The organism is Campylobacter sp. W0014 (assembly GCF_020135975.1).
GTDB lineage: Bacteria > Campylobacterota > Campylobacteria > Campylobacterales > Campylobacteraceae > Campylobacter_D.
Genome location: NZ_JACHTR010000005.1, coordinates 13,839 through 40,185, shown reverse-complemented (window position 1 = coordinate 40,185; position 26,347 = coordinate 13,839). Strand labels below are relative to the sequence as shown.

The 26,347-nt window shown below is 30.0% G+C and carries 30 protein-coding genes; 18 read left to right on the top strand and 12 right to left on the bottom strand.

The window, feature by feature from the left end:
- Nucleotides 1–7 precede the first annotated feature (7 nt).
- From H2277_RS02710 to tupB, 6 genes are all read right to left on the bottom strand, one after another.
- Complete coding sequence (locus H2277_RS02710) at nt 8–910, bottom strand: lipase family protein (protein WP_337200845.1); 903 nt, start codon at nt 908–910, stop codon at nt 8–10.
- On the bottom strand, nt 898–1,347 hold the full coding sequence (locus tag H2277_RS02705; RefSeq protein ID WP_337200844.1) for a Dps family protein: 450 nt from the start codon (nt 1,345–1,347) through the stop codon (nt 898–900). The genes H2277_RS02710 and H2277_RS02705 overlap by 13 nt, the downstream gene beginning before the upstream one ends.
- Before the next feature lie 127 nt (nt 1,348–1,474).
- Complete coding sequence (locus H2277_RS02700; protein WP_337200843.1) at nt 1,475–2,695, bottom strand: glucose-6-phosphate isomerase; 1,221 nt, start codon at nt 2,693–2,695, stop codon at nt 1,475–1,477.
- Nucleotides 2,689–3,513, bottom strand: a complete 825-nt coding sequence (gene galU, locus H2277_RS02695; protein WP_337200842.1) for a UTP--glucose-1-phosphate uridylyltransferase GalU — start codon at nt 3,511–3,513, stop codon at nt 2,689–2,691. The genes H2277_RS02700 and galU overlap by 7 nt, the downstream gene beginning before the upstream one ends.
- Nucleotides 3,514–3,616: 103 nt before the next feature.
- The gene (tupC, locus tag H2277_RS02690; protein ID WP_337200841.1) at nt 3,617–4,597 is read right to left on the bottom strand and encodes a tungstate ABC transporter ATP-binding protein TupC; all 981 of its coding nucleotides are present in this window, start codon (nt 4,595–4,597) and stop codon (nt 3,617–3,619) included.
- Nucleotides 4,598–5,284: a tungstate ABC transporter permease TupB gene (tupB, locus tag H2277_RS02685; protein ID WP_337200887.1), complete on the bottom strand. Its 687-nt coding sequence runs from the start codon at nt 5,282–5,284 to the stop codon at nt 4,598–4,600. It lies immediately after the preceding gene.
- Between the two features lie 95 nt (nt 5,285–5,379).
- On the opposite strand from tupB, the gene tupA reads away from it, so the two are divergent.
- Nucleotides 5,380–6,189, top strand: a complete 810-nt coding sequence (gene tupA / locus H2277_RS02680; RefSeq protein WP_337200840.1) for a tungstate ABC transporter substrate-binding protein TupA — start codon at nt 5,380–5,382, stop codon at nt 6,187–6,189.
- Between the two features lie 18 nt (nt 6,190–6,207).
- Here tupA and H2277_RS02675 read toward each other — a convergent pair whose 3' ends face one another.
- Nucleotides 6,208–6,789, bottom strand: coding sequence for an NAD(P)H-dependent oxidoreductase (locus tag H2277_RS02675; RefSeq protein ID WP_337200839.1), 582 nt, complete (start codon nt 6,787–6,789; stop codon nt 6,208–6,210).
- Nucleotides 6,790–6,920: 131 nt separating this feature from the next.
- Here H2277_RS02675 and H2277_RS02670 point away from each other — a divergent pair, with 131 nt between their 5' ends.
- Nucleotides 6,921–7,367: a lipocalin family protein gene (locus H2277_RS02670; RefSeq protein ID WP_337200838.1), complete on the top strand. Its 447-nt coding sequence runs from the start codon at nt 6,921–6,923 to the stop codon at nt 7,365–7,367.
- Here H2277_RS02670 and H2277_RS02665 read toward each other — a convergent pair whose 3' ends face one another.
- A complete protein-coding gene (locus H2277_RS02665) occupies nt 7,368–8,444 on the bottom strand; it encodes an NAD(P)-dependent alcohol dehydrogenase (protein WP_337200886.1) in 1,077 nt (358 codons plus the stop codon).
- A gap of 147 nt (nt 8,445–8,591) precedes the next feature.
- On the opposite strand from H2277_RS02665, the gene infA reads away from it, so the two are divergent.
- The 7 genes from infA (at nt 8,592) to rplQ (ending at nt 11,898) form a co-directional block, all read left to right on the top strand.
- Nucleotides 8,592–8,810 (top strand): translation initiation factor IF-1, encoded by a 219-nt coding sequence (gene infA, locus H2277_RS02660; protein WP_002781436.1) that lies wholly within the window; start codon nt 8,592–8,594, stop codon nt 8,808–8,810.
- 167 nt (nt 8,811–8,977) lie between these two features.
- Entirely contained in the window at nt 8,978–9,091 is a 114-nt protein-coding gene (gene rpmJ / locus H2277_RS02655; RefSeq protein ID WP_002781429.1) for a 50S ribosomal protein L36, read from the top strand.
- Between the two features lie 2 nt (nt 9,092–9,093).
- On the top strand, nt 9,094–9,459 hold the full coding sequence (rpsM, locus tag H2277_RS02650) for a 30S ribosomal protein S13 (RefSeq protein WP_002779545.1): 366 nt from the start codon (nt 9,094–9,096) through the stop codon (nt 9,457–9,459).
- Between the two features lie 9 nt (nt 9,460–9,468).
- On the top strand, nt 9,469–9,861 hold the full coding sequence (rpsK, locus tag H2277_RS02645) for a 30S ribosomal protein S11 (RefSeq protein ID WP_002779544.1): 393 nt from the start codon (nt 9,469–9,471) through the stop codon (nt 9,859–9,861).
- A gap of 27 nt (nt 9,862–9,888) precedes the next feature.
- Entirely contained in the window at nt 9,889–10,515 is a 627-nt protein-coding gene (gene rpsD / locus H2277_RS02640; protein ID WP_137620237.1) for a 30S ribosomal protein S4, read from the top strand.
- 12 nt (nt 10,516–10,527) lie between these two features.
- Nucleotides 10,528–11,541: a DNA-directed RNA polymerase subunit alpha gene (locus H2277_RS02635; RefSeq protein ID WP_337200837.1), complete on the top strand. Its 1,014-nt coding sequence runs from the start codon at nt 10,528–10,530 to the stop codon at nt 11,539–11,541.
- Nucleotides 11,542–11,544: 3 nt separating this feature from the next.
- Nucleotides 11,545–11,898, top strand: a complete 354-nt coding sequence (gene rplQ / locus H2277_RS02630) for a 50S ribosomal protein L17 (RefSeq protein ID WP_134237776.1) — start codon at nt 11,545–11,547, stop codon at nt 11,896–11,898.
- 106 nt (nt 11,899–12,004) lie between these two features.
- Here the strand turns inward: rplQ and H2277_RS02625 are convergent, their stop codons facing one another.
- Entirely contained in the window at nt 12,005–13,165 is a 1,161-nt protein-coding gene (locus tag H2277_RS02625) for a tetrahydrodipicolinate N-succinyltransferase N-terminal domain-containing protein (protein WP_337195410.1), read from the bottom strand.
- Between the two features lie 180 nt (nt 13,166–13,345).
- Here H2277_RS02625 and cas9 point away from each other — a divergent pair, with 180 nt between their 5' ends.
- Genes cas9 through cas2 form a run of 3 tightly spaced genes read left to right on the top strand, consistent with a single transcriptional unit; the run spans nt 13,346 to nt 17,653 of the window.
- Nucleotides 13,346–16,348, top strand: coding sequence for a type II CRISPR RNA-guided endonuclease Cas9 (cas9, locus tag H2277_RS02620; protein WP_337200885.1), 3,003 nt, complete (start codon nt 13,346–13,348; stop codon nt 16,346–16,348).
- Nucleotides 16,338–17,231, top strand: a complete 894-nt coding sequence (gene cas1 / locus H2277_RS02615; protein ID WP_337200836.1) for a type II CRISPR-associated endonuclease Cas1 — start codon at nt 16,338–16,340, stop codon at nt 17,229–17,231. Before cas9 ends, cas1 begins: the two co-directional genes overlap by 11 nt.
- Nucleotides 17,228–17,653 carry a CRISPR-associated endonuclease Cas2 gene (gene cas2, locus H2277_RS02610; RefSeq protein WP_337200835.1) on the top strand — a complete coding sequence of 142 codons (426 nt, stop codon included), beginning with the start codon at nt 17,228–17,230 and terminating at the stop codon, nt 17,651–17,653. The genes cas1 and cas2 overlap by 4 nt, the downstream gene beginning before the upstream one ends.
- 419 nt (nt 17,654–18,072) lie before the next feature.
- On the opposite strand, the gene H2277_RS02605 is transcribed toward cas2, so the two are convergent.
- Complete coding sequence (locus H2277_RS02605) at nt 18,073–19,086, bottom strand: aldose epimerase family protein (RefSeq protein ID WP_337200834.1); 1,014 nt, start codon at nt 19,084–19,086, stop codon at nt 18,073–18,075.
- A gap of 128 nt (nt 19,087–19,214) precedes the next feature.
- Nucleotides 19,215–20,321 (bottom strand): Mrp/NBP35 family ATP-binding protein, encoded by a 1,107-nt coding sequence (locus H2277_RS02600; RefSeq protein ID WP_337200833.1) that lies wholly within the window; start codon nt 20,319–20,321, stop codon nt 19,215–19,217.
- A gap of 130 nt (nt 20,322–20,451) precedes the next feature.
- Here H2277_RS02600 and H2277_RS02595 point away from each other — a divergent pair, with 130 nt between their 5' ends.
- From H2277_RS02595 to prfA, 6 genes are all read left to right on the top strand, one after another.
- Nucleotides 20,452–21,567: a bifunctional 2-C-methyl-D-erythritol 4-phosphate cytidylyltransferase/2-C-methyl-D-erythritol 2,4-cyclodiphosphate synthase gene (locus H2277_RS02595; protein WP_337200832.1), complete on the top strand. Its 1,116-nt coding sequence runs from the start codon at nt 20,452–20,454 to the stop codon at nt 21,565–21,567.
- Nucleotides 21,564–22,448, top strand: coding sequence for a hypothetical protein (locus H2277_RS02590; protein ID WP_337200831.1), 885 nt, complete (start codon nt 21,564–21,566; stop codon nt 22,446–22,448). Before H2277_RS02595 ends, H2277_RS02590 begins: the two co-directional genes overlap by 4 nt.
- Entirely contained in the window at nt 22,429–23,586 is a 1,158-nt protein-coding gene (locus H2277_RS02585) for a sulfate adenylyltransferase (protein WP_337200830.1), read from the top strand. The genes H2277_RS02590 and H2277_RS02585 overlap by 20 nt, the downstream gene beginning before the upstream one ends.
- A gap of 9 nt (nt 23,587–23,595) precedes the next feature.
- Entirely contained in the window at nt 23,596–24,096 is a 501-nt protein-coding gene (locus H2277_RS02580) for a phosphatidylglycerophosphatase A (protein WP_337200829.1), read from the top strand.
- Nucleotides 24,097–24,174: 78 nt separating this feature from the next.
- Nucleotides 24,175–24,438, top strand: a complete 264-nt coding sequence (rpsT, locus tag H2277_RS02575) for a 30S ribosomal protein S20 (RefSeq protein WP_137621647.1) — start codon at nt 24,175–24,177, stop codon at nt 24,436–24,438.
- 12 nt (nt 24,439–24,450) lie between these two features.
- On the top strand, nt 24,451–25,518 hold the full coding sequence (gene prfA, locus H2277_RS02570) for a peptide chain release factor 1 (protein ID WP_337200828.1): 1,068 nt from the start codon (nt 24,451–24,453) through the stop codon (nt 25,516–25,518).
- 11 nt (nt 25,519–25,529) lie between these two features.
- Here prfA and H2277_RS02565 read toward each other — a convergent pair whose 3' ends face one another.
- Nucleotides 25,530–26,285 carry a HugZ family heme oxygenase gene (locus tag H2277_RS02565; RefSeq protein WP_337200827.1) on the bottom strand — a complete coding sequence of 252 codons (756 nt, stop codon included), beginning with the start codon at nt 26,283–26,285 and terminating at the stop codon, nt 25,530–25,532.
- Nucleotides 26,286–26,347 lie beyond the last annotated feature (62 nt).

Sequence of the window (26,347 nt, the reverse complement as noted above, 5' to 3'; positions counted from 1 at the left end):
TTTTTCTTCATAAAAGTTTTAAAACTTTATAAATCATCGCAGGACAAAGTTTTGGGTGATGTAACCTTGTTCCTAAATTTAAGATGATCTTATTTCCCTTCTTAGAGTGCAAGGCTTGGATAAAATTAAAATGATGCCAACAAATTTGCTCCTTAGGTAAATGATGGGTATAAAAATGATAAGAATTATTTTTTGTATGCAAGCTGTTATTTTTTATATTTTTAGAAAGTCCAGGAGCTTGAAAGGTATAAATTCTATCTACAGCAAATCCTAAACGCGCCATAAAAATTTGCGCTAAATATCCGCCTAAAGAATGCCCTACTAGAGTGATTTTTTTAAATTGAAATTTTGATTTGAGTTTTTTATAAAAAGAGCAAAGAGATAAATATTGTGCTTTAGGGATTTTGTGATTTAAAATTAAAAAATCACTCCAAATATCTCCAAGATCAAATTTAATCGGCCTTAAATCACTCCCAGCAATGGCTAAAATAAATTCTTGAGTGTTTCTATCTTGAAACAAACTCGCTCTAAAACCGCCTTTAGATTCTAAGAAATTTTCATTAATATGAGCGAGTAAAACGAAATTTTTTATAAAATAAAATGCTATAAAAGGATCAAATTTTCCTATGGCTATACCATTTTTATAAGAAAAATTTGTCAAAACCTTAAAGAGTTCTTTTTGGCTAACTTTAACAAAAATATCTTTTAAATCTAAATTCAAATAAGCAGCATGGGAAAGCAAAGAATAATGATACATTTGAATCAAATATTCTTTATTTTCTTGAAATTTAGAGTGTAATTTTTCTTTGAAATTTGATTCTTGAAGAGTTAAAGATTTTTTAGATGATAAATTTAAAAAAGTATCAAAATCATAAAGGGGTAAAAACCCCTTTTTAATTACATTTTGCAAGTGTTTTGTAAAGTAGAGCTAAGCATCCAAAGACTTTTTTCATATTTTGCAATATTTTCTTGTGCAAATGCGGCTGTAGTTGTGTCTCCTGCTTTTTCTGAAACCTCATTTAACTTTTTAAATTCAGCTAAAAGATACTCATAATCTTGTTTAATTAACTCAATCACTTCAGTTGGTGTAAAGCAATCTTTACCCACTTTAGGACTTTTTGCATTTTCCATTAAAACTTTTTGACAAGTGATTGCTTTTTCACCAAGTTGTAAAACTCTTTCAGCACAATCATCAAAAAGTTCTGCCATTTCTTCATAAGCTTTTTCTGTATATTCATGGATTGAAAAAAATTGCAAACCTTTTACATTCCAGTGATAATTATGGAATTTAATCCATAAGTGATGAGCATCCGCTTGCATTTGTAATAATTGTTTAACAACTGACATTTTAACTCCTTTTTTTATTTTTTAAAATTATAACATAAAATTCTTAAATAATAATTATTATTAATTAAAAATTTATATTATAAAATTTATTTAAAAATTATTATACTCTTTTTATTTAAAAAAATAGTTAGGATTTTAAAATATTTTTTAAAATCAATTTTCCCACCTCAACGCCAGGCTGATTATAGGTATTAATACCGAACATTATGCCACAAGCTGAAGTAAAAAGTTCATAATAATACATCAAATAACCAACATGCCAAGCATCAAGTTTTTCCATTTCTATAACATCTACGCTTAAATTTTCAGAAATCAAAGCATGCATTGTCGCATCGCATTGTGCGTTTAAGAGATCGTGTAAATTGACTTTATTGCTCAAAGAATCTAAAAATTTAAAATGAATATCAGGAATTATAGGCGATTTTTCATTGTCTTTTACTTTTAAAAAAGTGACGGTTTTATTTTTTGGGCCATCCATGATTAATTGCAAAAAACTATGCTGATCTCTTGCACCTATTAAAGCAATAGGCGTAAGTCCTATGCGTTTATAACCTTGCTTTTTTCCAAGACTTTCTGCGATTAATTGGATATACCACTCATTAAAACCCTTAAAAACATCATCATAGGAAAAAAGTACATTGATATGTGCATTTTTATGTGTACAATAATGATAAGCCTTTTGTAAAATTTCTTCTCTTTTATGGATAAAAAAATCATCAAAACAAGCCTTAGCACCTTCTAAAAGAGCTTTTACATCATAGCCACAAAAACAAAGTGGCACAATGCCAACAGCTGAAAGAACACTAAAGCGTCCCCCAACATTTGAGGGGATAAAAAAACTTTTAATACCTAAATTTTCACCTTCTTGATGCAATTTAGAATTCTCATCCGTAACAAAAACAAAATATTTTTTTAAATTAGAATTTTCAATCTTAAAATAATCAATGATCAATTTAAAAAGCGAAACAACCTCTATAGTGCTACCTGTCTTACTTGTGATTAAAAATAAACTTTCTTCCAAATTGAGTTTTTCTAGTACAGAAAATAAAGAATAAGTACTTGTATTATCAAGGATAAAAAGCTTTTTATCCTTGCTTTTTTGATTTAAAAGCATATCTTTTAAAGCCTTAACCCCGCAACTTGATCCGCCCATTCCAATCAAAACAATATTTCTAACATGATCTTGTTTTTTGATAAATTCTAAACTTTCTTCAATGAGTGGCAAACTCGTATTAAAAAGATGATAATACCCTATTTCACCGCTTTGAACCTCGTCATTGATGCGATAGGCATAAGAAGTAATGGTAGAAAATTCTACTTTTTTAAAAAAAATCGAATTTTTTAACATTTGCTCTTCTCATAAAAATAATTTGTCGCCTCAACAAAACCTTCAACACTACCGCAATCAAAACGCCTTCCCTCAAATTTATAAGCCAAAACCATACCATTGGTTGCTTGCGTTAAAAGTGCGTCGGTAAGTTGAATTTCTCCATTTTTACCCGCGTTTGTATTTTCTAAAATTCCAAAAATATCCGGAGTTAAAATATATCTTCCAATGATAGCTAAATTACTCGGAGCTTCATCAGGATCAGGCTTTTCTATCATAGAATTGACCATGATCAAATTCTCCTCTACTGTATTTCCAGCGATCACTCCATAATTACAAACTTGTTCTTTTGGTATCTCCATAACCGCTATAACAGTACAACGATATTTTTCATAAATCTTAACCATTTGCGCCATTACATTTAAGCCGTTTTCATTCACGCATAAATCATCAGCTAAAATAACCCCAAACGCTTCATCTCCTGCTAAAGGCCTTCCTTTAAGCACAGCATCGCCTAAGCCACGCATTTCATTTTGACGTGTAAAAGTAAAAGTGCATTGATCGATTAAAGATCGTATGTCTTTAAGTAAATATTCTTTTTTTGTCCCAGAAATTTGATGTTCTAATTCATAAGAAATATCAAAATAATCCTCTAAAGCTCTCTTACCTCTTCCTGTGACAAAGCCCATATTATCCATTCCAGCTTCTAAAGCCTCATCAACTCCATAATGGATTAAAGGTTTAGTAAGTATAGGCAACATTTCTTTAGGCAGACTTTTTGTAGCAGGTAAAAATCTAGTCCCATAACCAGCCGCAGGAAAAATACAAGTTTGAAGCATAATAATCCTTTATTTTAAACTAAAATCAATAATGATTTTCTATTAACATTTTTTAAATTAAAATTGAATTTTAATCTTAAAAAGCGATTTTACAAAAATTATGTTAATCTAAAAAATAAATAGCATCTTGATTAAACGCAAGAATAATTTCATCATATAAATTTAAATCGCTTTGGTTAAATTGATCTTGATTTAAGCCAAATTCTAAAATTTTATCTTGAGTTTTAATACGTATAAAAACAAAATCTTTTCTAGTTCTTAAAGCTATAACTAAACATTTATCAATTATAAAATCAAAAGCATGATCTAAATTATCTTTTTCTTTTGCAAAAGAAATTTTATAAGGATTGATGGCTATTTTACTTGAATTTTTTTTCATATAAGGACGAAAATCCATAAAATGATCAAAATAAATTCCTTTATTTTCGAGATCAAAAACATTAGTATTTTCAAATTCCAAAATTTCACCAGAATGCAAATAATATCTTTTTTGCGCTAAAGAATCTAAAAAAACTTTATCGTGACTTGCAATTAAAAAGCCACTATTGTAATTTTTTTGCATAAATAAAATTGCTTTTTTAAACAAAATGGCTGTTTTTTGATCTAAAAAAGCGCTAGGCTCATCCAATAAATAATACTTCGCACGAACACTCAAAGCTAAAGCAAAGGCAAGTTTTTGACTTTGTCCTGAGGAAAGTTCATTGGGATGTTTTTTAAGTAAGCTTTTATCAATCTCGAGCAAATTAAAAGTTTCATCGATACGATTTTTTATTTCTTTTAAATCGATTTTATAAGTTTTTAAAAGAAATAAAAAATTTTTTTCAATACTGCGATTGAGAAATACAGGTTCTGGAAAAAGAAGATAAATTTGACGCTTTTCATCTGAATTTAAATGCGTTTTTCCAAAATAAGAAATATTTTCAAAATCCCCTTCAAGAAATTTAAGTATTCTTAAAAGTGTGGATTTTCCACTCCCATTTAAACCCATTAAAATACTGATTTTACTAGTATCTAAAACTAATTTTTTAATATTTAAAATATTTTTTTGATCATAGCTAAAGCTAAAATTATTAAGCTCTATCACTCAACGCCTTTTTAATTTATAAATGATGCAATTTAAAACAAAAGCAATTGAGATTAAAACCAGAGCAAGAGCAATGCCACTGGCAAATTCGCCTTTATTGGTTTCTAAAGAAATTGCCGTTGTAATCGTTCTTGTATCGTATTTAATATTCCCACCCACTATCATGGCTACACCCACTTCAGCCACAATACGCCCATAAACTAAAGCTATTACACTGATAAGAGAAAATCTTAATTCATGGATGATAATCATAATAAGCTTGATAGAATTTAAATGGAACGATTTAATAAGCATTAATTGCTTTTTACTGATATTTTCAACTAAATTCGCAAAAAGAGCTATTGCTATAGGCAAGGCGAGTATAAATTGACCCAAAATTAAAGCTTTTATAGTAAAAAGTAAGCCAAGTTCCCCTAAGGGCCCACGATTTGAAATCAAAGCGTATAAAATCAAACCCACCGCTACAGTTGGAAAAGAAAGGCTTGTATCGATCATAAGCCTTAAAAAACGTTTAAATTTAAAATTAAAAAATCCCAAAACAAAACCCAAAGGAAAGCCCACCAATAAAGCTAAAACTACAGATATACTAGAACTTAACATGGTTGTTTTTATGGCTGAAATCACACTATCATCAGCGTTTAATAACAATAATAAAGCTTGTTTAAAACCATCAAAAATATATTCCAAATTCACAAGTCCAAAAAAATAAATTAAGAAATTTTAGCATAATTTATGTTAAAATATTTCTACATTGATTTTTAAAAATTCTTAAAGGAAAAAAGATGAAAAAAACGATATTTTTAGGATTGTTTTTAGCTTTAAACATTCAAGCAGCAGAATTAAGAATGGCAACCACAACAAGCACCGACAATACAGGCTTACTCGATGGCTTAAAACCTCTTTATGAACAAGAAACAGGCAATACTTTAAAATGGGTTGCTGTTGGTACAGGCGCGGCTTTGAAAATGGGTGAAGATTGCAATACAGATGTACTTTTTGTGCATTCTCCAAAGGCTGAAAAGGAATTTATCAAAAAAGGCTATGGAGTTGATAGAACCCCTGTAATGTATAATGATTTTGTCATTATTGCGGATAAATCTTTAGCGCCAAAATTTAAGGGTAAAAATTTAGAAGAGAGTTTAAAACTTATAAGAGATGAAAAATTAACCTTTATTTCAAGAGGGGATAAATCAGGCACCGATAACAAAGAAAAAAGCTTGTGGAAAAGTATAGGCAAAGTTCCAGAAAAAGAAAGTTGGTATCAACAAAGCGGACAAGGAATGCTTGCAAGTATTAAAATCGCTGAAGAGAAAAAGGGAGTGATTTTAACCGATCGTGGCACTTATATCAAGTATGAATTTAATGAAAAAGGAAAACCAAATTTGATCATCGTTAATGAAGGTGATGATAGATTGAAAAATTTTTATTCTGTAATCGCAGTAAATCCAAAACATTGCAAAAATGTTAATTACACTGAAGCAAAAAAATTCATCAATTGGCTTACAAGTGACGATACTTTAAGTTTTATTGGTGGATTTAAACTGCTTTATAAACCTTTATTTAAAGTAGATGCTAAAACGAGAAAAGAGTAAAGCAGGAAATTTCCTGCTTTATCTAAAAACCTTTTTCAAATGTACTTCATAATTGCTTAGGTATTTTTCAACTTGTGGATTTTTTATGACATCATTACATATAAAAGTTTCTAAGGCTTTCATACCTAAAAATTCATGAGCTTTATGCAAGTGCCAATACACCATATCTACGCCCTTACCCTCAAAAAATTCATTTTGATCATCAAAAGCTTCAATAGGCGCATTCCAAGTTAAACTAAACATATATTTTTTATCTTTAACCAAACCACCTTTTCCATAATTTTTTGTAGGATTTTCATGACTTCTTCCATCGTTAGCATAAAGTTTGCCATGTCCTGCGGTAAAAACTTCATCGATGTATTTTTTAACAATCCAAGGCTCACCCATCCACCAAGCTGGCATTTGATAAACAATAACATCAGATTTTAAAAATTTTTCCAATTCTTCTTGTATATTATAACCTTTATCAATGTGTGTTTGTAAAATTTCAAATCCCAAATCACTTAAAATTTTAGCAGCATGATTGTGCAAAGTAAAATTAAGTTTGCCATTGGAATGTCCAAACTCCTTTGCTCCATTGAGCAATAATATCGTCTTCATCTTTATTCCTTTAATCAATTTTTGTGCTAAAATTATATTTTAACTATAAATAATAATCAATACAAAAAAAATAAAGTCTTATCCTAGAAACCATGTATAAATAAGATGAAAATCACAAAAAAGGATAAATTATGATAGAACTTATCGGCGATATTAATTTACAAAATTACATGGGCGAATGGCTTGAAATCGCTAGAAAGCCTAATTTTTTTCAAAAAGCTTGTCAAAGCTCAAAAGCCAAATACACATTAAAATATAAAGGCGAAACTCCTTATATAGAAATAGAAAATTTTTGCCAAAAAGAAAATGAGATTTCAAGCATCAAAGGTAAAGCAAAGCTAAATGCTAATCGAAAATTAGCTGTAAGCTTTAATTTTTTTATGAATCTTTTCAACAAAACCAATTATGAAATTATTTTCATCGATACAGAATATCAAGTGGCTATTGTTGGAAGTCCTGATAAAAAATATCTATGGATTTTAGCAAGAAAAAAATTAGATGAAGCAACCTTGCAAGAACTTTTAAAAATAGCCAAAGAAAGAAATTTTGATATCAGCGATCTGATTTTTGATCGCTGATTATTCTTTTGTCATATCGATTACGTAACGGAATTTTGCTTTTCCAGAAGTTAAATTTTCATAAGCTTTATCGATTTCTTGTGGAGTGATTAGCTCGGTTTCTGGATAAATTTTATTTTTAAGTGAAAAATCAAGCATTTCTTGAGTTTCAGCTATTCCGCCTATTAAAGATCCATAAACCCTTTTACCTGCTTTATGGATTAAAGCATTAATTTGAATTCCTATTTTATACTCAACCGGTGGAAGACCCACTATAGCCATTTCTCCTCCAAATTTAAGCAAATCTAGATAAACAGAAGGATTATAAGGCGTTGGAATGGTTGAAATGATCAAATCAAAACGCTCTTTAACCGCATCTTTATCCGTGCTTGTATAAAAAGAACTCACACCCATTGCCAAAGCGTCACTTTTTTTATTTTCATTTCTCGCAAAAACACTCACTTTTGCACCCATTTTAATCGCATATTTTACCGCCATCATTCCAAGTCCGCCAAAACCTGCTATAGCCACTAAAGATCCTTCTTTAATTTTTGAAAATTTCAAAGGAGAATAAGTTGTAATACCCGCACAAAGTAAAGGTGCAACTTTTTCAAGAGGTGCATCCTTAGGAACACAAAGTGCAAATTTTTCACTTACGACTATATTGTTAGAATATCCGCCGTAAGTGATTTCATTATTATGAAAAATATCTTTGCTGTTATAGGTATAAATTGTTTTTCCATTTTCGCAAAATTGCTCTTGAGAGCGTTTGCAAGCTTCACACTCCCCACAAGAATTAACCATACAACCTACACCCGCATAATCACCTACTTTAAATTTAGTCACATTTTTACCTACAGCGATAACCTCTCCAGTAATCTCATGACCAGGAACACAAGGATAAATAGTCGCTCCCCACTCACTTTTTGCAGTATGCACATCACTATGACAAATTCCTGCGTATAAAATTTTTATCAAAATATCATTATCGCCTATAGCGTGACGAGAAAATTCAAAAGGGGTAAATTTCGCATCTTTACTAAGCATGGCATAGCCCTTGCTATGAATTCTTCCATTGTCTAAAATTTTATAGTCAATCATTATTTCATCTCCTTTTTATAAAGATTAGTTGTTTTTATTTTATCAAAAAAATATCAAACGATAAATAACAAAAAAATAAGTAAATTTTTTAATAATTTTTGATAGAATAATTTTTACATTTTAAAAATTAAAAGGAGAAAACTTTTGGCAAAAGATGATGTAATAGAAATCGACGGAACAGTACTTGAAGCATTACCTAATGCAAATTTTAAAGTAGAATTAGACAATAAACATGTCATTCTTTGTCACATTGCAGGAAAAATGCGTATGCATTATATAAGAATTATGCCTGGTGATAAAGTTAAAGTAGAACTCACACCTTATAGTCTTGATAAAGGACGCATTACTTTTAGATATAAATAAGCTAATTAAAAGTTTTTTTTCGATAAAATTAGCGTTTTTGCGACACTTTGTATCGAACTATGAAAGAAGTATTTTTAAAATTCACCACTTATTTTAAAAATAGTTGGTTATTCATAAAACCTGATGCAGTCGCAAATCAAGTGGAATTTACTTAAAAGGAGACGCTCATGAAAGTGAGACCATCTGTTAAAAAGATGTGCGACAAGTGCAAAGTAGTTCGCCGTAAAGGCGTAGTTCGCATTATTTGCGAAAATCCAAAACATAAACAAAGACAAGGATAAACATGGCTCGTATTGCAGGTGTTGATTTACCAAAGAAAAAAAGAATTGAGTATGGACTAACTTACATTTATGGTATAGGGCTTTTTACATCAAGAAAAATTCTTGATAAAACAGGAATTTCTTACGATAAAAGAGTTCATGAACTTAGCGAAGATGAAGCAGCAGCAATCAGAAAAGAAATCCAAGAAAACTATATGGTTGAAGGGGATCTTAGAAAACAAGTTGCTATGGATATCAAAGCTCTTATGGATTTGGGAAGTTTTAGAGGTTTAAGACATAGAAAAGGCTTGCCTGTTCGTGGTCAAAAAACAAAAACAAATGCTAGAACTCGCAAGGGTAAAAGAAAAACCGTTGGTGCAAAATCATAAGGATAAAAAATGGCTAAAAGAAAAATTGTAAAGAAAAAAGTAGTTAAAAAAAATATAGCAAAAGGTATTGTATATATCAGTGCAACTTTTAACAATACTATGGTAACAGTAACTGATGAAATGGGAAATGCGATTGCTTGGAGCAGCGCGGGTGGTTTAGGATTTAAAGGTTCTAAAAAATCAACCCCTTATGCAGCACAACAAGCAGTAGAAGACGCTTTAAATAAAGCAAAAGAACACGGAATTAAAGAAGTAGGTATAAAAGTTCAAGGACCTGGAAGCGGTAGAGAAACTGCTGTAAAAAGTGTAGGCGCTATGGAAGGAATCAAAGTTACTTTCTTAAAAGATATTACTCCATTAGCTCACAATGGTTGTAGACCACCTAAGCGTCGTCGCGTCTAAAATATAAGAAAAATTTAGGAGATTATTATGGCAAGATATAGAGGACCAGTAGAAAAATTAGAAAGACGCTTTGGTGTTAGCTTGGCATTAAAAGGAGAAAGAAGATTAGCTGGAAAAAGTGCATTAGATAAACGCCCTTATGCACCAGGACAACACGGAGCAAGAAAAGGTAAAATTAGCGAATATGGACTTCAATTAAGAGAAAAACAAAAAGCTAAATTTATGTACGGAGTTAGCGAAAAGCAATTTAGAAGACTTTTTGCAGAGGCAGCTAGAAAAGATGGAAATACAGGAGTTTTGCTCATCCAGCTTTTAGAGCAAAGATTAGACAATGTAGTTTATAGAATGGGATTTGCAACAACTCGTCGTTTTGCAAGACAACTTGTAACTCATGGACACATTTTAGTTAATGGTAAAAGAGTGGATATCCCTAGCTTTAGAGTAGAAGCAGGTGCTAAAATCGAAATCATCGAAAAAAGCAAAAATAATCCTCAAATTACAAGAGCAATAGAGCTTACAGCGCAAACCGGTATAGTAGCTTGGGTTGATGTAGAAAAAGACAAGAGATTTGGAATTTTCACGAGAAAACCTGAAAGAGAAGAAGTTGTCATTCCGGTAGAGGAAAGATTTATCGTTGAGCTTTACTCTAAATAATAGGGGCTAAATATGAGAAAAATTACAACATCCGCTTATACGCCAACAGAATTTACGATAGAAAATATTAGCGATACTGTGGCTAAAATCAGCGCTTGGCCTTTTGAAATCGGCTATGGGATCACCCTAGCCCATCCTTTACGTCGCTTGCTTTATACAAGCACTGTAGGCTACGCTCCAACTGCAATTCATATTGATGGAATATCTCATGAATTTGACAGTATGCGTGGTATGTTTGAAGATATCGCGCTTTTTATTCTTAATTTGAAAAAATTACGTTTTAAGATTAAAAATGATTCTGATAAAGAAATTGTAGAATTTAACTTCAAAGGTCCTAAAGAAATTTATGGCAAAGATTTGAACAATGATCAAGTTGAAGTGGTAAATACTGATGCATATTTAGCGACTATTAATGAAGATGCAGATCTTAAATTTACTTTGATTATAGAAAAAGGAATTGGTTACGTTCCAAGTGAAGAAATCAAAGAATTTTTAGATGATCCTAAATTTATAGCATTGGATGCTTTCTTTACACCTGTAAGAGAGGCAACTTATGATATCGAAAAAGTTTTATTTGAAGACAATCCTGATTATGAAAAAGTGGTTTTAACTATCACTACAGATGGACAAATCACTCCAAATGAAGCTTTTCAAAATGCTTTAGAAGCTATGTATAAACAATTATCGGTGTTTGATAAAATCACTAATGTTAGAAGTATCATTAAAAATCAAGCCACTAGCAATGAATTAGAAAATACTAAATTATTGCAAAATATCACTGACTTAAATTTAAGTGCAAGAAGTTATAATTGCCTTGAAAAAGCAGGAGTTGTTTATATAGGCGAACTTGCTTTAATGAGTGTGAATGAACTTGCAGGACTTAAAAATTTAGGTAAAAAATCACTTGATGAAATCAAAAGCATCATGGAAAGCATAGGTTTCCCTGTAGGAACTTCTAAATTAAGTGATAATAGAGATATATTAAGCAAAAAAATCACTGAATTAAAAGCACAAAATGAAGGATAAAAAATGAGACATAAACACGGATATAGAAAACTTGGCAGAACTTCATCTCATCGTGCTGCTTTGTTAAAAAATTTAACGATAGCTTTAGTTAATAGCGGTAAAATAGAAACAACTTTACCAAAAGCTAAAGAATTAAGAGGATATGTAGAAAGACTTATCACAAGAGCAAGATTAGGCGATTTTAATGCACATAGAGCTGTTTTTGCTTCATTGCAAGATAAAAACGCTACTAACAAATTAGTCACAGAAATCGCTCCAAAATTTAAAGAAAGAAACGGTGGCTACACTAGAATCATTAAAACTAGAATTCGTCGTGGTGACGCTGCTGAAATGGCTTTTATTGAATTTGTAGCTTAATAAAATCCTAGCTTATGCTAGGATTTACTTCCTATCTAAAAAAATAATCCAAAATATTTTTTATTGTTAAAAAATAAATCCCAAGCTAAGCTTGAGAATTTTTATCTTAATGTAAAGCTTCGTTGAGTTTGACTGCTTTTTTATTTAAAGCAACGATCATCACTCCCGTTGTAGAATCTTGACGGAAATGAAGTCCGTTTAAACCTTGAAGTTCTAAACCTTTGTATATTTCTTTATCAAAAGTGAAATTTGGATTAAGCTTTGCGAGTTCTTGTGCATCTTTTAATAAAAATTTAGTTCCCTCTAGCACTGCAATTCCTGCATCAACGATACAATTATCGCCCAAAGGAACGCCGGTAACAGAATTAGCGCCTAAAAGACAAGCTTTACCTATGCTGATCGCATTTCCACTTGTGCCGCTTAAAACTCCTAATATAGAAGCTCCTCCGCCTATATCAGATCCTTCTCCTACGACTACACTTGAGCTTATGCGACCCTCCACCATACAAGCTCCCGTTGTTCCTGCATTGAAATTCACATAAGAAGCGCCTGGCATAATCGTTGTTCCCGCTGCCAAAGAAGCACCCATTCTTACCTTTGAACTTTCTAAAATTCTTGTATTATCTTCAGGTATAATATGCGCTAAAAATCTTGGGAATTTATCAACAAAATCAATTTTTGGATATTGATTAGTCATTTTTAAACGCATTTCATTTTCTCTTAAATAATCAAGCTCTATAGGCTTATCATCACTCCAAGCAACATTGCTTAAAAGTCCAAAGGCGCCATTTAGATTGATACTTCTTAAAGGCACTTTTTTTGTAGAAAGCAAATAAAGTTTAAGATAAACGCTTTCAACACTCAAAGGCTCTTTATCTTCAAAAAGGCATACAAAAGCAAATTCATCGTCTTTAAATTTCTCTTTAATCAATTTTAACAAGTCGATATTTTTATGCCCCTCTTCTTCTAAAAAAGGTTTGAAGCAAGATAAAGCAAATTCAATATCTTCCATTTTTAAAACTTGAGTGAATTCGCTCGCATTAAAATCGATCTCGATTCCCCTTTGCATAAAAGATTCAAGTATGATCGCAGCTGAACTAAAATTCTGCTCATAATTTACCAAAGCAAAACTCGCTTGTAAAATTTTATTTTTATTGATTTGTCCCCTATCAAGTCTTGCTATACCAAAAGCTTTAGGCTGTTTATAGCCACTTTTTTGTTCTATTTGTTTGATTAAAAGTAAAAAATCTTCTTTAGTATTCACCAACATTTTTTTCCTTTATTGTTTTGTTATTTGAATAAATGATTATATCAAATAAAACTTGAAATCTTATTTTATATTTAAAACTAAAAAATTTATAAACAATAATTAAATAATATCAATTTTTAAGCTTATGCTGAAGAATACTGATACATTATAATAAACTCAAAAAAATAAATTGGAATGATTATGAAAATTTTAGGTTTTGATATAGGAATTAGCTCTATAGGTTGGGCTTTTCTTGAAAACAATGAATTAAAAGATTGCGGGGTTAGAATTTTTACAGCGGCAGAAAATCCAAAAACAAAAGAGTCCTTAGCATTGCCAAGGAGAAATGCTAGAAGCAACAGAAGGCGTCTTGCTAGAAAAAAATCAAGACTCATTGCATTAAAGCATATTATTTCAAAAGAATTCAATCTCAATTATAAAGATTATTTAGCCGAAGATGGAAATTTACCTCAAGCCTATCAAGGAAAACTTGAAAGTCCTTATAGATTAAGATATCAAGCTCTAAATGAAAAACTCGATAAAAAAGACTTAGCAAGAGTGATTTTGCATATAGCAAAACATCGTGGCTATATCAATAAAAATACTAAAAAATCTAACGATAATGAAAAAGGCAAAATTCTAAGTGCCTTAAAAAATAATTCTTTAAAATTGCAAAATTACAGAAGCGTTGGGGAATATTTCTATCAAGAATATTTTCAAAAATTTAAAGAAAATACTAAAAATTTTATCAAAATACGCAACACAAAAGAAAGTTACGAACATTGCGTTTTAGCAAGCGATTTAGAAAAAGAACTAAAACTTATTTTAGAAAAACAAAAAGAATTTGGCTTTAAATACAATGAAAAATTTATAGATGAAATTATAGAAATTGCTTTCTTTCAACGCCCATTGAAGGATTTTTCTCATTTGGTTGGCTTATGCACTTTTTTTGAAAACGAAAAAAGAGCTTGTAAAAATTCTTATAGTGCTTGGGAATTTGTAGCCTTAACTAAAATCATCAATGAGCTAAAAAGTCTAGAAAAAATTACAGGTGAAATCGTTTCTAGTGATCATATTGAAAAAATTCTTAATCACATTTTAGAAAAAGGCAATATCAGTTATAAAAAATTTAGAGAATACATCAAACTTGATGAAAAAATAAAATTTAAAAATCTAAAATACGATAAAGAAAATGCCGAAAATACCAAATTTATAGAATTTAAAAAACTGACTGAATTTAAAAAAGCGCTTAAAGAGCATTCTTTAAATCAAGAACAACTTGATGAAATAGCCTCTCACATAACCTTAATAAAAGATAATGACAAACTTAAAAATATTTTGGAAAAATACAATCTAAGCGAAGAACAAATTCAAGCTTTATTGGAAATTGAATTTAACGATCATATCAATCTTAGCTTTAAGGCTTTAAAAATGATTTTGCCACTCATGAAAAAAGGGTTAAGATATGATGAGGCTTGTAAAGAACTTGGCTTAAAAACAAAATCTAATGATCAAAAATTTAACCTACTTCCACCATTTTGCGAAAGCATTTATGCGCAAGAGCTTAGCAATCCTATTGCCAATCGCGCCATAAGCGAGTATAGAAAAGTTTTAAATGCTCTGCTTAAAAAATACGGAAAAATGCACAAAATTCACATAGAATTAGCCAGAAATATAGGAACAAGCAAAAAATTAAGAGAAGCTATAGAAAAAGAGCAAAAAGAAAATCAAGAAATCAATACTTGGGCAATTAAAGAATGTGAAAAATTTGGTCTAAAAGCCAATTCTAAAAATATTTTAAAATTAAAACTTTGGAGAGAACAAAACGAATTTTGTATTTATAGTGGAAAAAAAATCACCATAGAGCATTTAAAAGATGAAAAAGCTTTAGAGGTTGATCACATATATCCTTATTCTAGAAGTTTTGATGATTCATTTAACAATAAAGTCTTAGTTTTTACCAAAGAAAATCAAGAAAAACGCAACAAAACACCTTTTGAAGCTTTTAAAGACAATCAAGAAAAATGGAATACAATCACGATCTTAGCACAAAAACTTCCTTATAAAAAAAGTCAAAAGATCTTAGATGAAAATTTCAAAGACAAAAAACAACAAGAATTTATCTCAAGAAATTTAAATGATACAAGATATATTACTACTCTTATAGCTAAATATACAAAAGAATATTTAAATTTTTTACCTTTAAGCGATGATGAAAATCTTGATTTATCAAGCGGAGAAAAAGGAAGTAAAATTCACGTTCAAACGATCAATGGAATGCTTACATCTGTTTTAAGACATATTTGGGGATTTTCCAAAAAAGATAGAAATAACCATATCCATCATGCCATAGATGCTATTATAATCGCTTATAGCACTCCTTCTATGATAAAAAGTTTTTCTGATTTTAAAAAAAATCAAGAACTTTTAAAGGCGCAACTCTATGCTAAAAAAATTACAGATGAGGATTATAAGCATCAAGCTAAATTTTTTGAACCTTTTGAAAACTTTAGAAAAAAAATTGAAACAAAAATAGATCAAATTTTTGTTTCAAGGCCTCCAAGAAAAAGAGCAAGAGAGGCTTTACATGAAGAAACTTTTTTATCCCAAAAGCAAGTTATAAAAGAGTATGCTTCAGAAGAAGGAGTTAAGAGAGCCTTAGAATGTGGGAAAATCAGAAAAATTGGAACAAAATATGTCAGAAATGATACTATGGTAAGAATTGATATTTTCAAAAAAGAAAATAAATTCTATGCTATTCCTATTTATACTATGGATTATGCTTTAGGAGTGTTGCCAGATAAAATAGCGGTTTCAGGAAAAGAAAATAATATTCCAAAAAAATGGAAAACAATAGATGAAAGTTATGAATTTTGTTTTTCTTTATATAAAGATGATTTGATATTGATTCAAAAAAGCAAAATGCAAGAGCCAGAATTTGCATATTTTAAAAGTTTTGGTATCAGTACTGTAAGTATTTGCATAGAAAAACATGACAATAAAATCGAAAATTTAACCCTAAATCAAAAATTATTATTTACCAATGCAAAAGAAGAAAACGTTCAAGCAAAAAGTTTAGGAATTCAAAATTTAAAAACTTTTGAAAAATATATCATAACACCATTAGGAGAAAAAATAAAAGCCAAAATCGAACCAAGACAAAATATTTCTTTAAAAACAAGTAAAAAATATGGCTTATGATGAAGCTTTTAAAAGCATTTTGATCGCAACTCAAGCAAAGCTAAGCTTAGAATATAACCATCTTGTAATCAAACAAAAAGAAAAAGAGGCTAAATTTTTTCTAAAAGATATCAATTTTATTATTTTAGAATCCTTACAAGCTAGTCTTAGCTCGAGTTTGCTAAATGCCTTAGCCGAAAATAAAATTATACTCTTAACCTGTGATGAAATGCATAATATAAATGGAATTTTTTCTCCATTTTTAGGGCATTTTATAAGTGCAAAAGTAGCTAGAGAGCAAGTAGCTGTTAGCTCACAAAGAAAAGCTATTCTATGGCAAAAAATTATTAAAAATAAAATTTCAAACCAAGCTTATGTTTTAAAATTATTTAATCATATGCAAGAATACAAAGAACTTATAAATTTGTGTAAAAAAGTGAGTTTAAATGATGCTAAAAATGTAGAATCTACTGCAGCATCTTTATATTTTAAAACCTTATTTGGAAAAAATTTTTATAGAAATGAAATTTGCTTTGTTAATTCTGCTTTAAATTATGGCTATGCTATTATTAGATCAAATATTATTCGAGCTGTATGCATCAGTGGTTTATTGCCATGGCAAGGTATAAAACACAATAATATCTATAATAGCTTTAATCTTTGTGATGATTTAATAGAAGTTTTTCGCCCTTTAGTTGATATTTGTGTATTTAATTTAAAAGATACCAAGGAAAGTGAATTTTTAGATAAGGAAAGTAAGCAAAAACTCATTCAAATTTTACAAGAAGAACTTATCTTAGAAAATAAATCTTATCCCTTAAATAGAGCTATCAACTTTTATGTGCAAAATTTTAAAAATGCTTTATTAGAAAACCAAGAGCTTTTTTGGGTAAATTTAAAATGATAGAAGATAAATTTATGAGAGTGCTGCTGATGTTTGATATACCCACTAAAAGCAAAAAAGATCAAAAACATGCCTCTAAATTTAGAACTTCATTAATAAAACTTGGATTTTTTATGATGCAATTTAGTGTTTATGTAAAAATTTGTAAAGGATTAAGTTCAGCAAAAAGTACTATAAAATCTATAAAAAAATTTCTACCACCCTACGGAAACATCAGAGTTTTAATCATAACAGAAAAGCAGTTTGACAATATGCAAATACTTTTAGGCGGAATTTCTTTTAATGAAAAAATGAATAATGATAAGAATTTAGTTATTTTTGAGTATGATGAAAAGAGTCAAAATTTTAAATACAATACCGAAAAAATACAAAAACAAAAAAGAACAAAAACTATCAAGCAACAAAGCTTATTTGAATTTTAACGGTTTTAATGGGATTGTAACCCTGCGTGGATAACCGAAAACCACTTATTTTAGCCTCTTTTTAAATTTCTTAGGAAAAATCATAGCATATTTTTTTAAAAATTTCTATATAAAAACCTTATTTTCCTTATATTTGATAAAAATGTATTTTATCATAAAGAAATTTAAAAAGAGGCTAAAACAAAATGATAGCACGAATCCGTATTCTAAAGATTTTATCATAAAGAAATTTAAAAAGAGGCTAAAACAAAATGATAGCACGAATCCGTATTCTAAAGATTTTATCATAAAGAAATTTAAAAAGAGGCTAAATAATACATAAGTATATCTATACAACATAAAAGATTTATAAATTTTCTAGACGTAAAACTAAAAAATTTCCTAAAAGTATTTATTTTCAAACTAATAAATTTCACTTTTCAATCATTTTTAAATATAAATGATATATTGTAGCTTTGCTTACTATGACGTGGCAATACAATATCACCAAAATTTTCATGATGAATCGCATCAGGTAAAGTCTGTGCCTCTAATGCAATGCCTTCATTTTTATTTGCCAAAGCGCCTTTATCTCGGCTAAATGAAATGTTTTGCCCTTCGATCTTTTCAGGCGTATAAACAACAAGTCCATTACGATCAGAATGCACGATAATTTGACGCTTGCTTTCTTTATCTTTTAAGATGGCAGCTAAATTTGTTTTAAGCACATAAGCTGTATCTAGTCCTTTAATTTCTTTAAGCACGGATTCTACATTTTTAAAATGACGAAAATCATAAGGTGTGTTATCAACAGCGAGAAATTTTCCAGTAGGGATTAAATACTCATCAATTTCTAAAATATGATCGCTATTGATTTGTAATTCATGCGTTGTCAAATCGCGACGATTGCTCAGATTAAAATAAACATGGCACGTTGGATTAAACAGAGTATCTTCTTCGCCACCTATTGCGCTATATACAATGCTTACTTTATTTTGATTATCCAAGGTATAAACAATACTAGCTTGTATCTCTCCAAAAAAGCCATCCATACTTTCATCGATCTTTTTTTGAAAAGTCACACTCACACTATTTTCATCAACCGAAGTTGAATATTCCCAATTCCAAGTTGAAAAGCCATGTGGCCCACCATGAAGAGTATTACCATGATCATTTTGTGGCAATTTATAATGTTTATAAGATGCATTTTTGATCCTTCCAGCAACCCTGCCAATTGATTTGCAAATATTTTGAGGATTTGAGTAATAATCGTTAATATTATCAAAACTTAATAATAAATTTTGATGCTCTTTATCCTTAGTCGGAACTAAAAACTGATACCAAATTGCCCCCATACTAAGGCAGGAAATTTCTACATTATTATCATTGATCAAACGAATTCTCGTTACTTTTTCATCATTATACTCGCCAAATGTTTCTTGCAATATTTTCATTTTTACACTCCAAAAATTTTAATATAAGTTTGACACTAATTCCATAAATACTTTATAAGAAGTAATAAAAATTTAAAAGCAATTAAAAAATAAGAAGTAAAAAAATATTTAGGGAATAACCCTAAATATTAGTGAGAACAAGCGCTTTTTCCATTCATGATAGGCTGAATTGCAGAATTATCCGCACCGCCTTCATTGTTAATCTTTTCTATGAAATTCCAAATTTTATCAGCCGCCATTAAATAGCGCTTTGAACTCACGCTTTCAGGATGATAAAAACTCACTGGTTTTCCATCATCTCCACCTTCTCTAACGATCATTTCAATAGGAATTTGTGCTAGAACTTCGCTTTTGTAAGCTTTCGCCATTTCTTCAGTAGTTCCTTTGCCAAAAATATCATATTCTTTGCCATTATCAGGGCATAAAAATCCACTCATGTTTTCTACGATACCTGCGATTGGAATATGAAGTTTGTTAAACATATCAAGCGCTCTTTTGCTGTCATCTAAAGAAACGGTTTGTGGAGTGCTTACGCATACACCTGCAGTGATTGGGATACTTTGTGCGGAAGTGATTTGCGCATCACCTGTTCCTGGAGGCATATCCAAAAATAAAACATCAAGTTCAGGCCAAATCACATCAGCGAGTAATTGCTCCATCGCTTTCATGATCATCGCGCCACGCCACATAAGTCCTTGTCCTTCTTCGATCAAAACCCCCATACTCATCATATAAATTCCATGAGTTAAAATAGGCTTTAATCTTTGCCCAACCACTTCAGGTTGAGTTTTGGTTTCTCCAAGCATTCTTGGGATATTTGGCCCATAAATATCCGCATCCAAAATCCCTACTTTTTTACCCATTTTTGCCATAGAAATAGCTAAATTTACGGTTGTAGTTGATTTACCCACGCCACCTTTACCGCTTGAAATCATGATGAAATTTTTCACTTGAGGAACAATATTTTTACCGCTTCTTGAATTGCTTTTTTCTTCAGGAATTTTTGGTGTGATGATATTAATTTCTATATTTTTTAAATTTAAAGATGATAAAACTTCGCTAACATTTTTGCGAATTTCATTAGAAACTTCAGGATTAGACGAAGCGATTTCGATATTGATAAAAGCTTCATTATTTTCTACTTTAACTTCTTTTACAAAATTAAAGCTAACTATATCTTTTTCAAAACCAGGATATTTAACGCTTTTGAGTTTTTCTAAAATTTGTTCTTTCATGATTCTAATCTTTCCTTAAAAAATTAAAAATTTATTTTACTAATAAAAATCTAAAATTTAGCTTTTTGTAAGTGTATAATATGGTAACATTATACACATAGATAAAATTATAAATTTTAAAGGAATAAAAGTGCAAGAATTAAGTCTAATTATGCTAGCAGCTGGAAATTCTACACGTTTAAATATGGAAGTTAAAAAGCAATTTTTACGTATAGGAGAAGATCCTTTATGGCTTTATGCGACAAAAAATTTAAGCTCTTTTTATCCGTTTAAAAAGATAATTGTTACTTCTGGTAATGTTTCTTACATGAAAAAATTTACAAAAAATTATGAAATAGTAGAAGGTGGAGACACAAGAGCACAATCTTTAAAAAAAGCTTTAGAATTAGTCGAAACAGAATTTGTTATGGTTAGCGATGTTGCAAGAGTTTTTATCAGTAAAAATTTATTTGATCGTTTGCTTGAAAATATCGATAAAGCAGATTGCATCACCCCTGCTTTAAAAGTTTGCGATACCACGCTTTTTGATGAACAAGCCATACAAAGAGAAAAAATTAAACTCATTCAAACGCCACAAATTTCACGCACAAATTTACTCAAAAAGGCCTTAGAGCAAAATTCTGATTTTACAGATGATAGCACGGCTATTGCAGCTTTAGGGGGTAAAATTTGGTTTATAGAGGGTGAAGAAAATGCTAAAAAATTAACCTTTAAAGAAGACTTAGTTAAATTAAATCTCCCAAAACCTAGTTATGAAATTTTTTGTGGAAATGGTTTTGATGTCCATGAATTTGGCCAAACAAGACCTTTAATCTTAGGCGGTATTGAAATTCATCCTAGTATGGGCTTAAAAGCACACTCAGATGGCGATGTTTTAGCGCACTCTTTAACTGATGCGATTTTAGGTGCGGCTGGCTTAGGCGATATAGGCGAACTTTATCCTGATACAGATATGAAATTTAAAGATGCTGATTCTATGGAACTTTTAAAAAAGGCTTATCAAAAAGTCAAAGAAGTCGGCTTTGAGCTTATAAATGCTGATATTTGCGTTATCGCAGAAGCTCCAAAACTACACAAATTTAAAGAAGAAATCAGAGCCAATATAGCCTCAACCCTTAATATCAGCGAACACAGGGTCAATGTAAAAGCCACCACCACAGAAAAACTAGGATTTATCGGTCGCAAAGAAGGTATAGCGGTTTTAAGCAATGCGAATTTAAAATATTTTGATTGGACAAAGTTATGAAAGTTTTAATCATAGAAAATGAAATTTACTTAGCACAAAGTATCGGTATAAAGCTTAATAATATAGGTTATGATTGCACTATTATTAATTCTTTTGACGAATTTAATGAAGAAAAACATTATGATATTGTCTTGCTTTCAGCTAATACGAGTAATTTTTTAAAAGCTGTGGAGCATTTTAAAAACAGTATTATTATTTTGCTAATTTCTTACATAAGCACTGATGCGGTTTCAACTCCTTTAAAAATGGGTGCAAGTGATTATATACAAAAACCTTTTATGATAGAAGAATTAATAAGAAAAATAAAACACTATCAAGATTTTAAAAAACTTTTAGCAGTGAATAAAACCTATGAAAGTTATATAAAAACTCGCATAAAAATGATAAAAATTTCAGAATACAATTATAAAAAAATAAAACTCCCACTCATTTTAAAATCCAATCTTCAAAATTCAGCTGATGCCTTTGTTTTCAAATATCTTTATGAACACAATATGACCTTTGCTTATATTGACTTAGCTTCTACCAATGCCGTTGAAAAAGTAATGAATTTTCATTTTGAAAATTCTCTTTTATTTTTGAGCAATTTTCAAATTTTAAAAACTTCAGAAAAAGAAGTTTTACTTAATTTTGTAAAAAATAAACCTGTGATTTTACACACTAATTCTCAAATAGAAAATACAAATTTCAATCAAATAAATCTAAACGATCAACAAAAAGGTATCATCGGTGATGAAATTTTAACTATAGATGAGTACATAAGATACATAGTTTTAAACTATCAAAATGTGCTTTCTGATACAGAGCTTTCTAAAAAAATAGGAATTTCTCGCAAATCCTTATGGGAAAAAAGGAAAAAATATGACCTCAAAAAAAAATAAAATAATCACAATAGATGAAAATGAACTAGGCATTTTTTCTCTTATAGAAGAAGGCCTACTAGGAAATTGTAACTACTTAATGGATGAAAACGAAAGTAAAGAAATTTTAAAAACTGGTAAATTAAAAGGAGAAAATTTTCCCTATCCTTTCACCTTTGCCCCTAAAAATGCAGAAAAAATTTTAAAAAATCTCAAAGAAAATGATAAAATTGAACTCATTTGCAATGAAAAAATAGTGGGGTATATAGAACTTAAAAATAAATTTAAAAATGATAAAAATTTTTCAAGTATTTTTAGCTCTAGAACCTGTTCTTTAGAAAACAATGGAAAAACTTGCATCAGTGGAAAAATAAAAATTTATGACTCCCCTATAAAAACCATCAAACAGCAATTTCAGCTCGCAAAAGAAAAACTCAACGCTCAAAAAATCACTGCTTTATTTGCAAATCTTGATCCTTTGCATAGAGCACATGAAAGAATGTTTCGTTGGACTATAGATAAAGCAGATTTAGTGGTGATATTTTTAGTAGAATCTTTTGATGAAAATGGCTTTGAATTTAATTTAAAAGAAAAATATTTACAAAAACTCATACAAAACTATTTACCGCTTGATAAAATTTTTGTTTTTCCTTTAAAAAAAATTGATCTTTTTCATTCTCATTTAAATCCTGCACTTGAAAGCATAGTAGCAAAAAATTTAGGCTGTACTAAACTTATAGTGGGGCAAAATCATACGGGACTTGGGATGTTTTATGATGAAAATCAACCTAAATCGATTTTAGACGAATTTTCTAAAGATTACGGTATAGAAGTGATTATTTTGCCTGAATTTGTATTTTGTAATGTTTGTCATATGATTGTAAGTACTCGATCTTGCCCTCATGGATTCCATCATCATTTACATTATAATTCTCAGTCTTTGAAAAATTTATTAAAATTGGGTATTATTCCACCTGCGCTTTTTATGCGAAAGGAAATTTCAAGTATAATTTTATCCTCAATCTTTCCAAAGCGTTTTAAAAATTTTCAAAAAATATATAACGATCTTTTTGCCACAGATGGCATTTTAGAAGATAAAGAAGATGAAGAATTTTATAAAAAACTTTTAGAAGTATATCAAATGTCTTATATCGTTTGAAAGGTAATAATGCAAAAAATTTTCTTAACTTTTTTTTATTCAGGTTGCACCCCAAAAGCATCTGGAACTTTTGGAACTATCGCTGCTTTAATCCCTGCTTTTTTTATTTTAAGATATCTAGGAAGCACCACATTAATACTACTTAGCTTTTTAATTTTTCTTATCAGTATACGTGTAATTGATAATTATGAAAAAAACACTGGAATTCACGATGATAAACACATCGTAATTGATGAAGTCGCGGGAGTTTTTTTAGCTTGCGCTATAGCAGCTAATACATCGAATTCTTTATTGAATTTTATCATGGCTTTTATATTTTTTCGCTTGTTTGATATCACTAAACCTTCTATTATAGGAAGGATTGATAAAAAAGTTAAGGGTGGCTTAGGAGTGATGCTAGATGATATGGTAGCAGGTTTATTTGCCGGACTTCTAAGTGCTGTAATCTATGGAATTTTAATCAAATTCGATCTATTATTTTGGGATAAAAAATTAATATATTTATTTTGAAATTTTTCTTAAATTAATGAAATTTTAAATTTTATTCTTATATAATTAATCCTTAAAATTTCAAAAAAGGAATATTTAATGGCAAACCATAAATCTGCTGAAAAAAGAGCGAGACAGACTATTAAAAAAACAGAAAGAAATAGATTTTATAGAACAAGACTTAAAAACATCACAAAAGCTGTAAGAGAAGCAGCTGCTAAAAACGATAAAAACGCTGCAAATGAGGCTTTCAAAATAGCCAATAAAAGCATTCATGCTATGGTTAGTCGCGGTTTTCTTAAAAAACAAACTGCTTCACGCCGTGTAAGTCGCTTAGCTCTTTTAGTTAATAAAATTGCATAATTTTATTTTTTAATGTTAGCTGATAAACTAGACCCTTTTTTAAAACGCTATGAAGAGTTAAATTCTCTTCTTAGTAACTCTGATATCGTTAATGATATCGAAAAGATGACTTCTCTCTCGAAAGAACAAAAAAATTTAGAACCTATTGTTTTAAAAGCTAAAGAGTATTTAAAAACTTTAGAAAGCATAGAAGACAACAAGACTTTACTTAACGATAACGAACTTGGAGAGCTAGCTAAAGAAGAATTAAAAACCCTAGAAGAGCATAAACCAAAACTTGAAGAAGAACTTAAAATTTTACTCTTACCCAAGGATCCAAACGATGAAAGAAATATCTTTTTAGAAATTCGTGCTGGTACTGGCGGAGATGAGGCATCTTTATTTGTTGGCGATCTTGTAAAAGCTTATTCAAGATATGCAGAAAATCGCAATTATAAATTAGAAATAGTCAGCTCAAGCGAAGGAAGCGTTGGAGGCTTTAAAGAAATCATAATGTTAATTAAAGGCATGGGGGCTTATTCTAGACTTAAATATGAGGGTGGAACTCATAGAGTTCAAAGAGTCCCTCAAACAGAATCTCAAGGAAGGGTACATACTTCTGCAATTACAGTTGCTGTTATGCCAGAAGTAGATGATGTTGAAATACAAATCAATCCCAATGATCTAAAAATTGATGTAATGCGTTCTTCAGGCCATGGCGGACAAAGTGTTAATACCACCGATTCAGCCGTTCGTATCACTCATATCCCTACTGGTATAGTTGTGGTCAATCAAGATGGAAAAAGTCAGCATAAAAATAAAGAAAGTGCTATGAAAGTTTTAAAAGCTAGACTTTTTGAAATGCAAGAAAGTGAACGCTTGGCGCAAGAAAGTGAAGTAAGAAAATCTCAAGTGGGAAGTGGAGATAGAAGTGAACGCATACGCACTTATAATTTCCCTCAAAATCGCATCAGCGATCATCGTATAAATCTAACCTTATACCGCTTAGATTCTATCATGCAAGATGGACTTTTTGATGAAATTATCGAACCTTTAATTGCTCATTATCAGGCTGAGTCTTTGCAAGAGCAAAATTTATAATTTTGCTCTTTTTAGTGTTTATGTGGAAATTTATGTGGATTTCCATTAGCTCCTGCAAAACTAATCACACTTTGATTGATATCATAAGCTTGCCCAAAACCTTTAACAAATCTTCCTTTTTTTAAATCAAGTTTAACCAAATGAAAATCAAGCATTTTTCTTATAGTTTTTATGCCACCTTCTGCACCTGTTTGCCTTTCAAATTCATCATAAATTTTATCAAATTGCTCCCCTCTTTCTATAAAACTTGCATCAACTCTGTAACGCAATCTTTTTCGAAGTATCACAGAAGCGGCTTTGCTTTCATCCTCTAAAAACATTAATTCTATATTATTTGGATTTGCTTTGATATTGTTAAAATGTTCACTTACTTCACTGATGTAAATATAATTTCCTAAATCTGTTGCTACAAAAGGTGCATAAGAGCAAACAACTTCATTATTTTCACCTAAAGTGGCTAAACATACAGAGTTAAAACTTGATTTAAATTCCTCAATTTCCTTGGCCACTCCACTAAAATCTTGCTCAGGTTTTGCACTCATGCAAAGAGAAATAATCGTATCTTTTAAAGTCTCTTCATTGGCCTTTTTAGGAAATTCTATACGCAAAGTTTCATCATCATTATAAATTATATCCAAACCCTCAAAATCAACATGACTTAATTTCACATCTTTAACTTCTTTTACACCTCCAAATTTTCTACAAAGATCAACCAAATTTGATCGGTGATGCTCATTCATGTGAGAAATAATGCTTTCTAAATTCATTTTTATTCCTTTTGATTAAAAAATTTTAACTCTAAAATGATATCAATTATCAAATTAAATAA

What these genes read in the sequence shown, in the direction of transcription:
- H2277_RS02590 (WP_337200831.1), top strand. Translation starts at nt 21,564, where the DNA reads ATGAAAGTTTTAATCATAGAAAATGAAATTTACTTAGCACAAAGTATC.
- cas1 (WP_337200836.1), top strand. Translation starts at nt 16,338, where the DNA reads ATGGCTTATGATGAAGCTTTTAAAAGCATTTTGATCGCAACTCAAGCA.
- rpmJ (WP_002781429.1), top strand. Translation starts at nt 8,978, where the DNA reads ATGAAAGTGAGACCATCTGTTAAAAAGATGTGCGACAAGTGCAAAGTA.
- H2277_RS02580 (WP_337200829.1), top strand. Translation starts at nt 23,596, where the DNA reads ATGCAAAAAATTTTCTTAACTTTTTTTTATTCAGGTTGCACCCCAAAA.
- rplQ (WP_134237776.1), top strand. Translation starts at nt 11,545, where the DNA reads ATGAGACATAAACACGGATATAGAAAACTTGGCAGAACTTCATCTCAT.
- galU (WP_337200842.1), bottom strand. Translation starts at nt 3,513, where the DNA reads ATGCTTCAAACTTGTATTTTTCCTGCGGCTGGTTATGGGACTAGATTT.
- cas2 (WP_337200835.1), top strand. Translation starts at nt 17,228, where the DNA reads ATGATAGAAGATAAATTTATGAGAGTGCTGCTGATGTTTGATATACCC.
- H2277_RS02675 (WP_337200839.1), bottom strand. Translation starts at nt 6,789, where the DNA reads ATGAAGACGATATTATTGCTCAATGGAGCAAAGGAGTTTGGACATTCC.
- H2277_RS02600 (WP_337200833.1), bottom strand. Translation starts at nt 20,321, where the DNA reads ATGAAAGAACAAATTTTAGAAAAACTCAAAAGCGTTAAATATCCTGGT.
- H2277_RS02585 (WP_337200830.1), top strand. Translation starts at nt 22,429, where the DNA reads ATGACCTCAAAAAAAAATAAAATAATCACAATAGATGAAAATGAACTA.
- rpsT (WP_137621647.1), top strand. Translation starts at nt 24,175, where the DNA reads ATGGCAAACCATAAATCTGCTGAAAAAAGAGCGAGACAGACTATTAAA.
- H2277_RS02705 (WP_337200844.1), bottom strand. Translation starts at nt 1,347, where the DNA reads ATGTCAGTTGTTAAACAATTATTACAAATGCAAGCGGATGCTCATCAC.
- rpsD (WP_137620237.1), top strand. Translation starts at nt 9,889, where the DNA reads ATGGCAAGATATAGAGGACCAGTAGAAAAATTAGAAAGACGCTTTGGT.
- H2277_RS02605 (WP_337200834.1), bottom strand. Translation starts at nt 19,086, where the DNA reads ATGAAAATATTGCAAGAAACATTTGGCGAGTATAATGATGAAAAAGTA.
- H2277_RS02670 (WP_337200838.1), top strand. Translation starts at nt 6,921, where the DNA reads ATGATAGAACTTATCGGCGATATTAATTTACAAAATTACATGGGCGAA.
- H2277_RS02700 (WP_337200843.1), bottom strand. Translation starts at nt 2,695, where the DNA reads ATGTTAAAAAATTCGATTTTTTTTAAAAAAGTAGAATTTTCTACCATT.
- rpsM (WP_002779545.1), top strand. Translation starts at nt 9,094, where the DNA reads ATGGCTCGTATTGCAGGTGTTGATTTACCAAAGAAAAAAAGAATTGAG.
- H2277_RS02565 (WP_337200827.1), bottom strand. Translation starts at nt 26,285, where the DNA reads ATGAATTTAGAAAGCATTATTTCTCACATGAATGAGCATCACCGATCA.
- rpsK (WP_002779544.1), top strand. Translation starts at nt 9,469, where the DNA reads ATGGCTAAAAGAAAAATTGTAAAGAAAAAAGTAGTTAAAAAAAATATA.
- tupA (WP_337200840.1), top strand. Translation starts at nt 5,380, where the DNA reads ATGAAAAAAACGATATTTTTAGGATTGTTTTTAGCTTTAAACATTCAA.
- H2277_RS02635 (WP_337200837.1), top strand. Translation starts at nt 10,528, where the DNA reads ATGAGAAAAATTACAACATCCGCTTATACGCCAACAGAATTTACGATA.
- prfA (WP_337200828.1), top strand. Translation starts at nt 24,451, where the DNA reads ATGTTAGCTGATAAACTAGACCCTTTTTTAAAACGCTATGAAGAGTTA.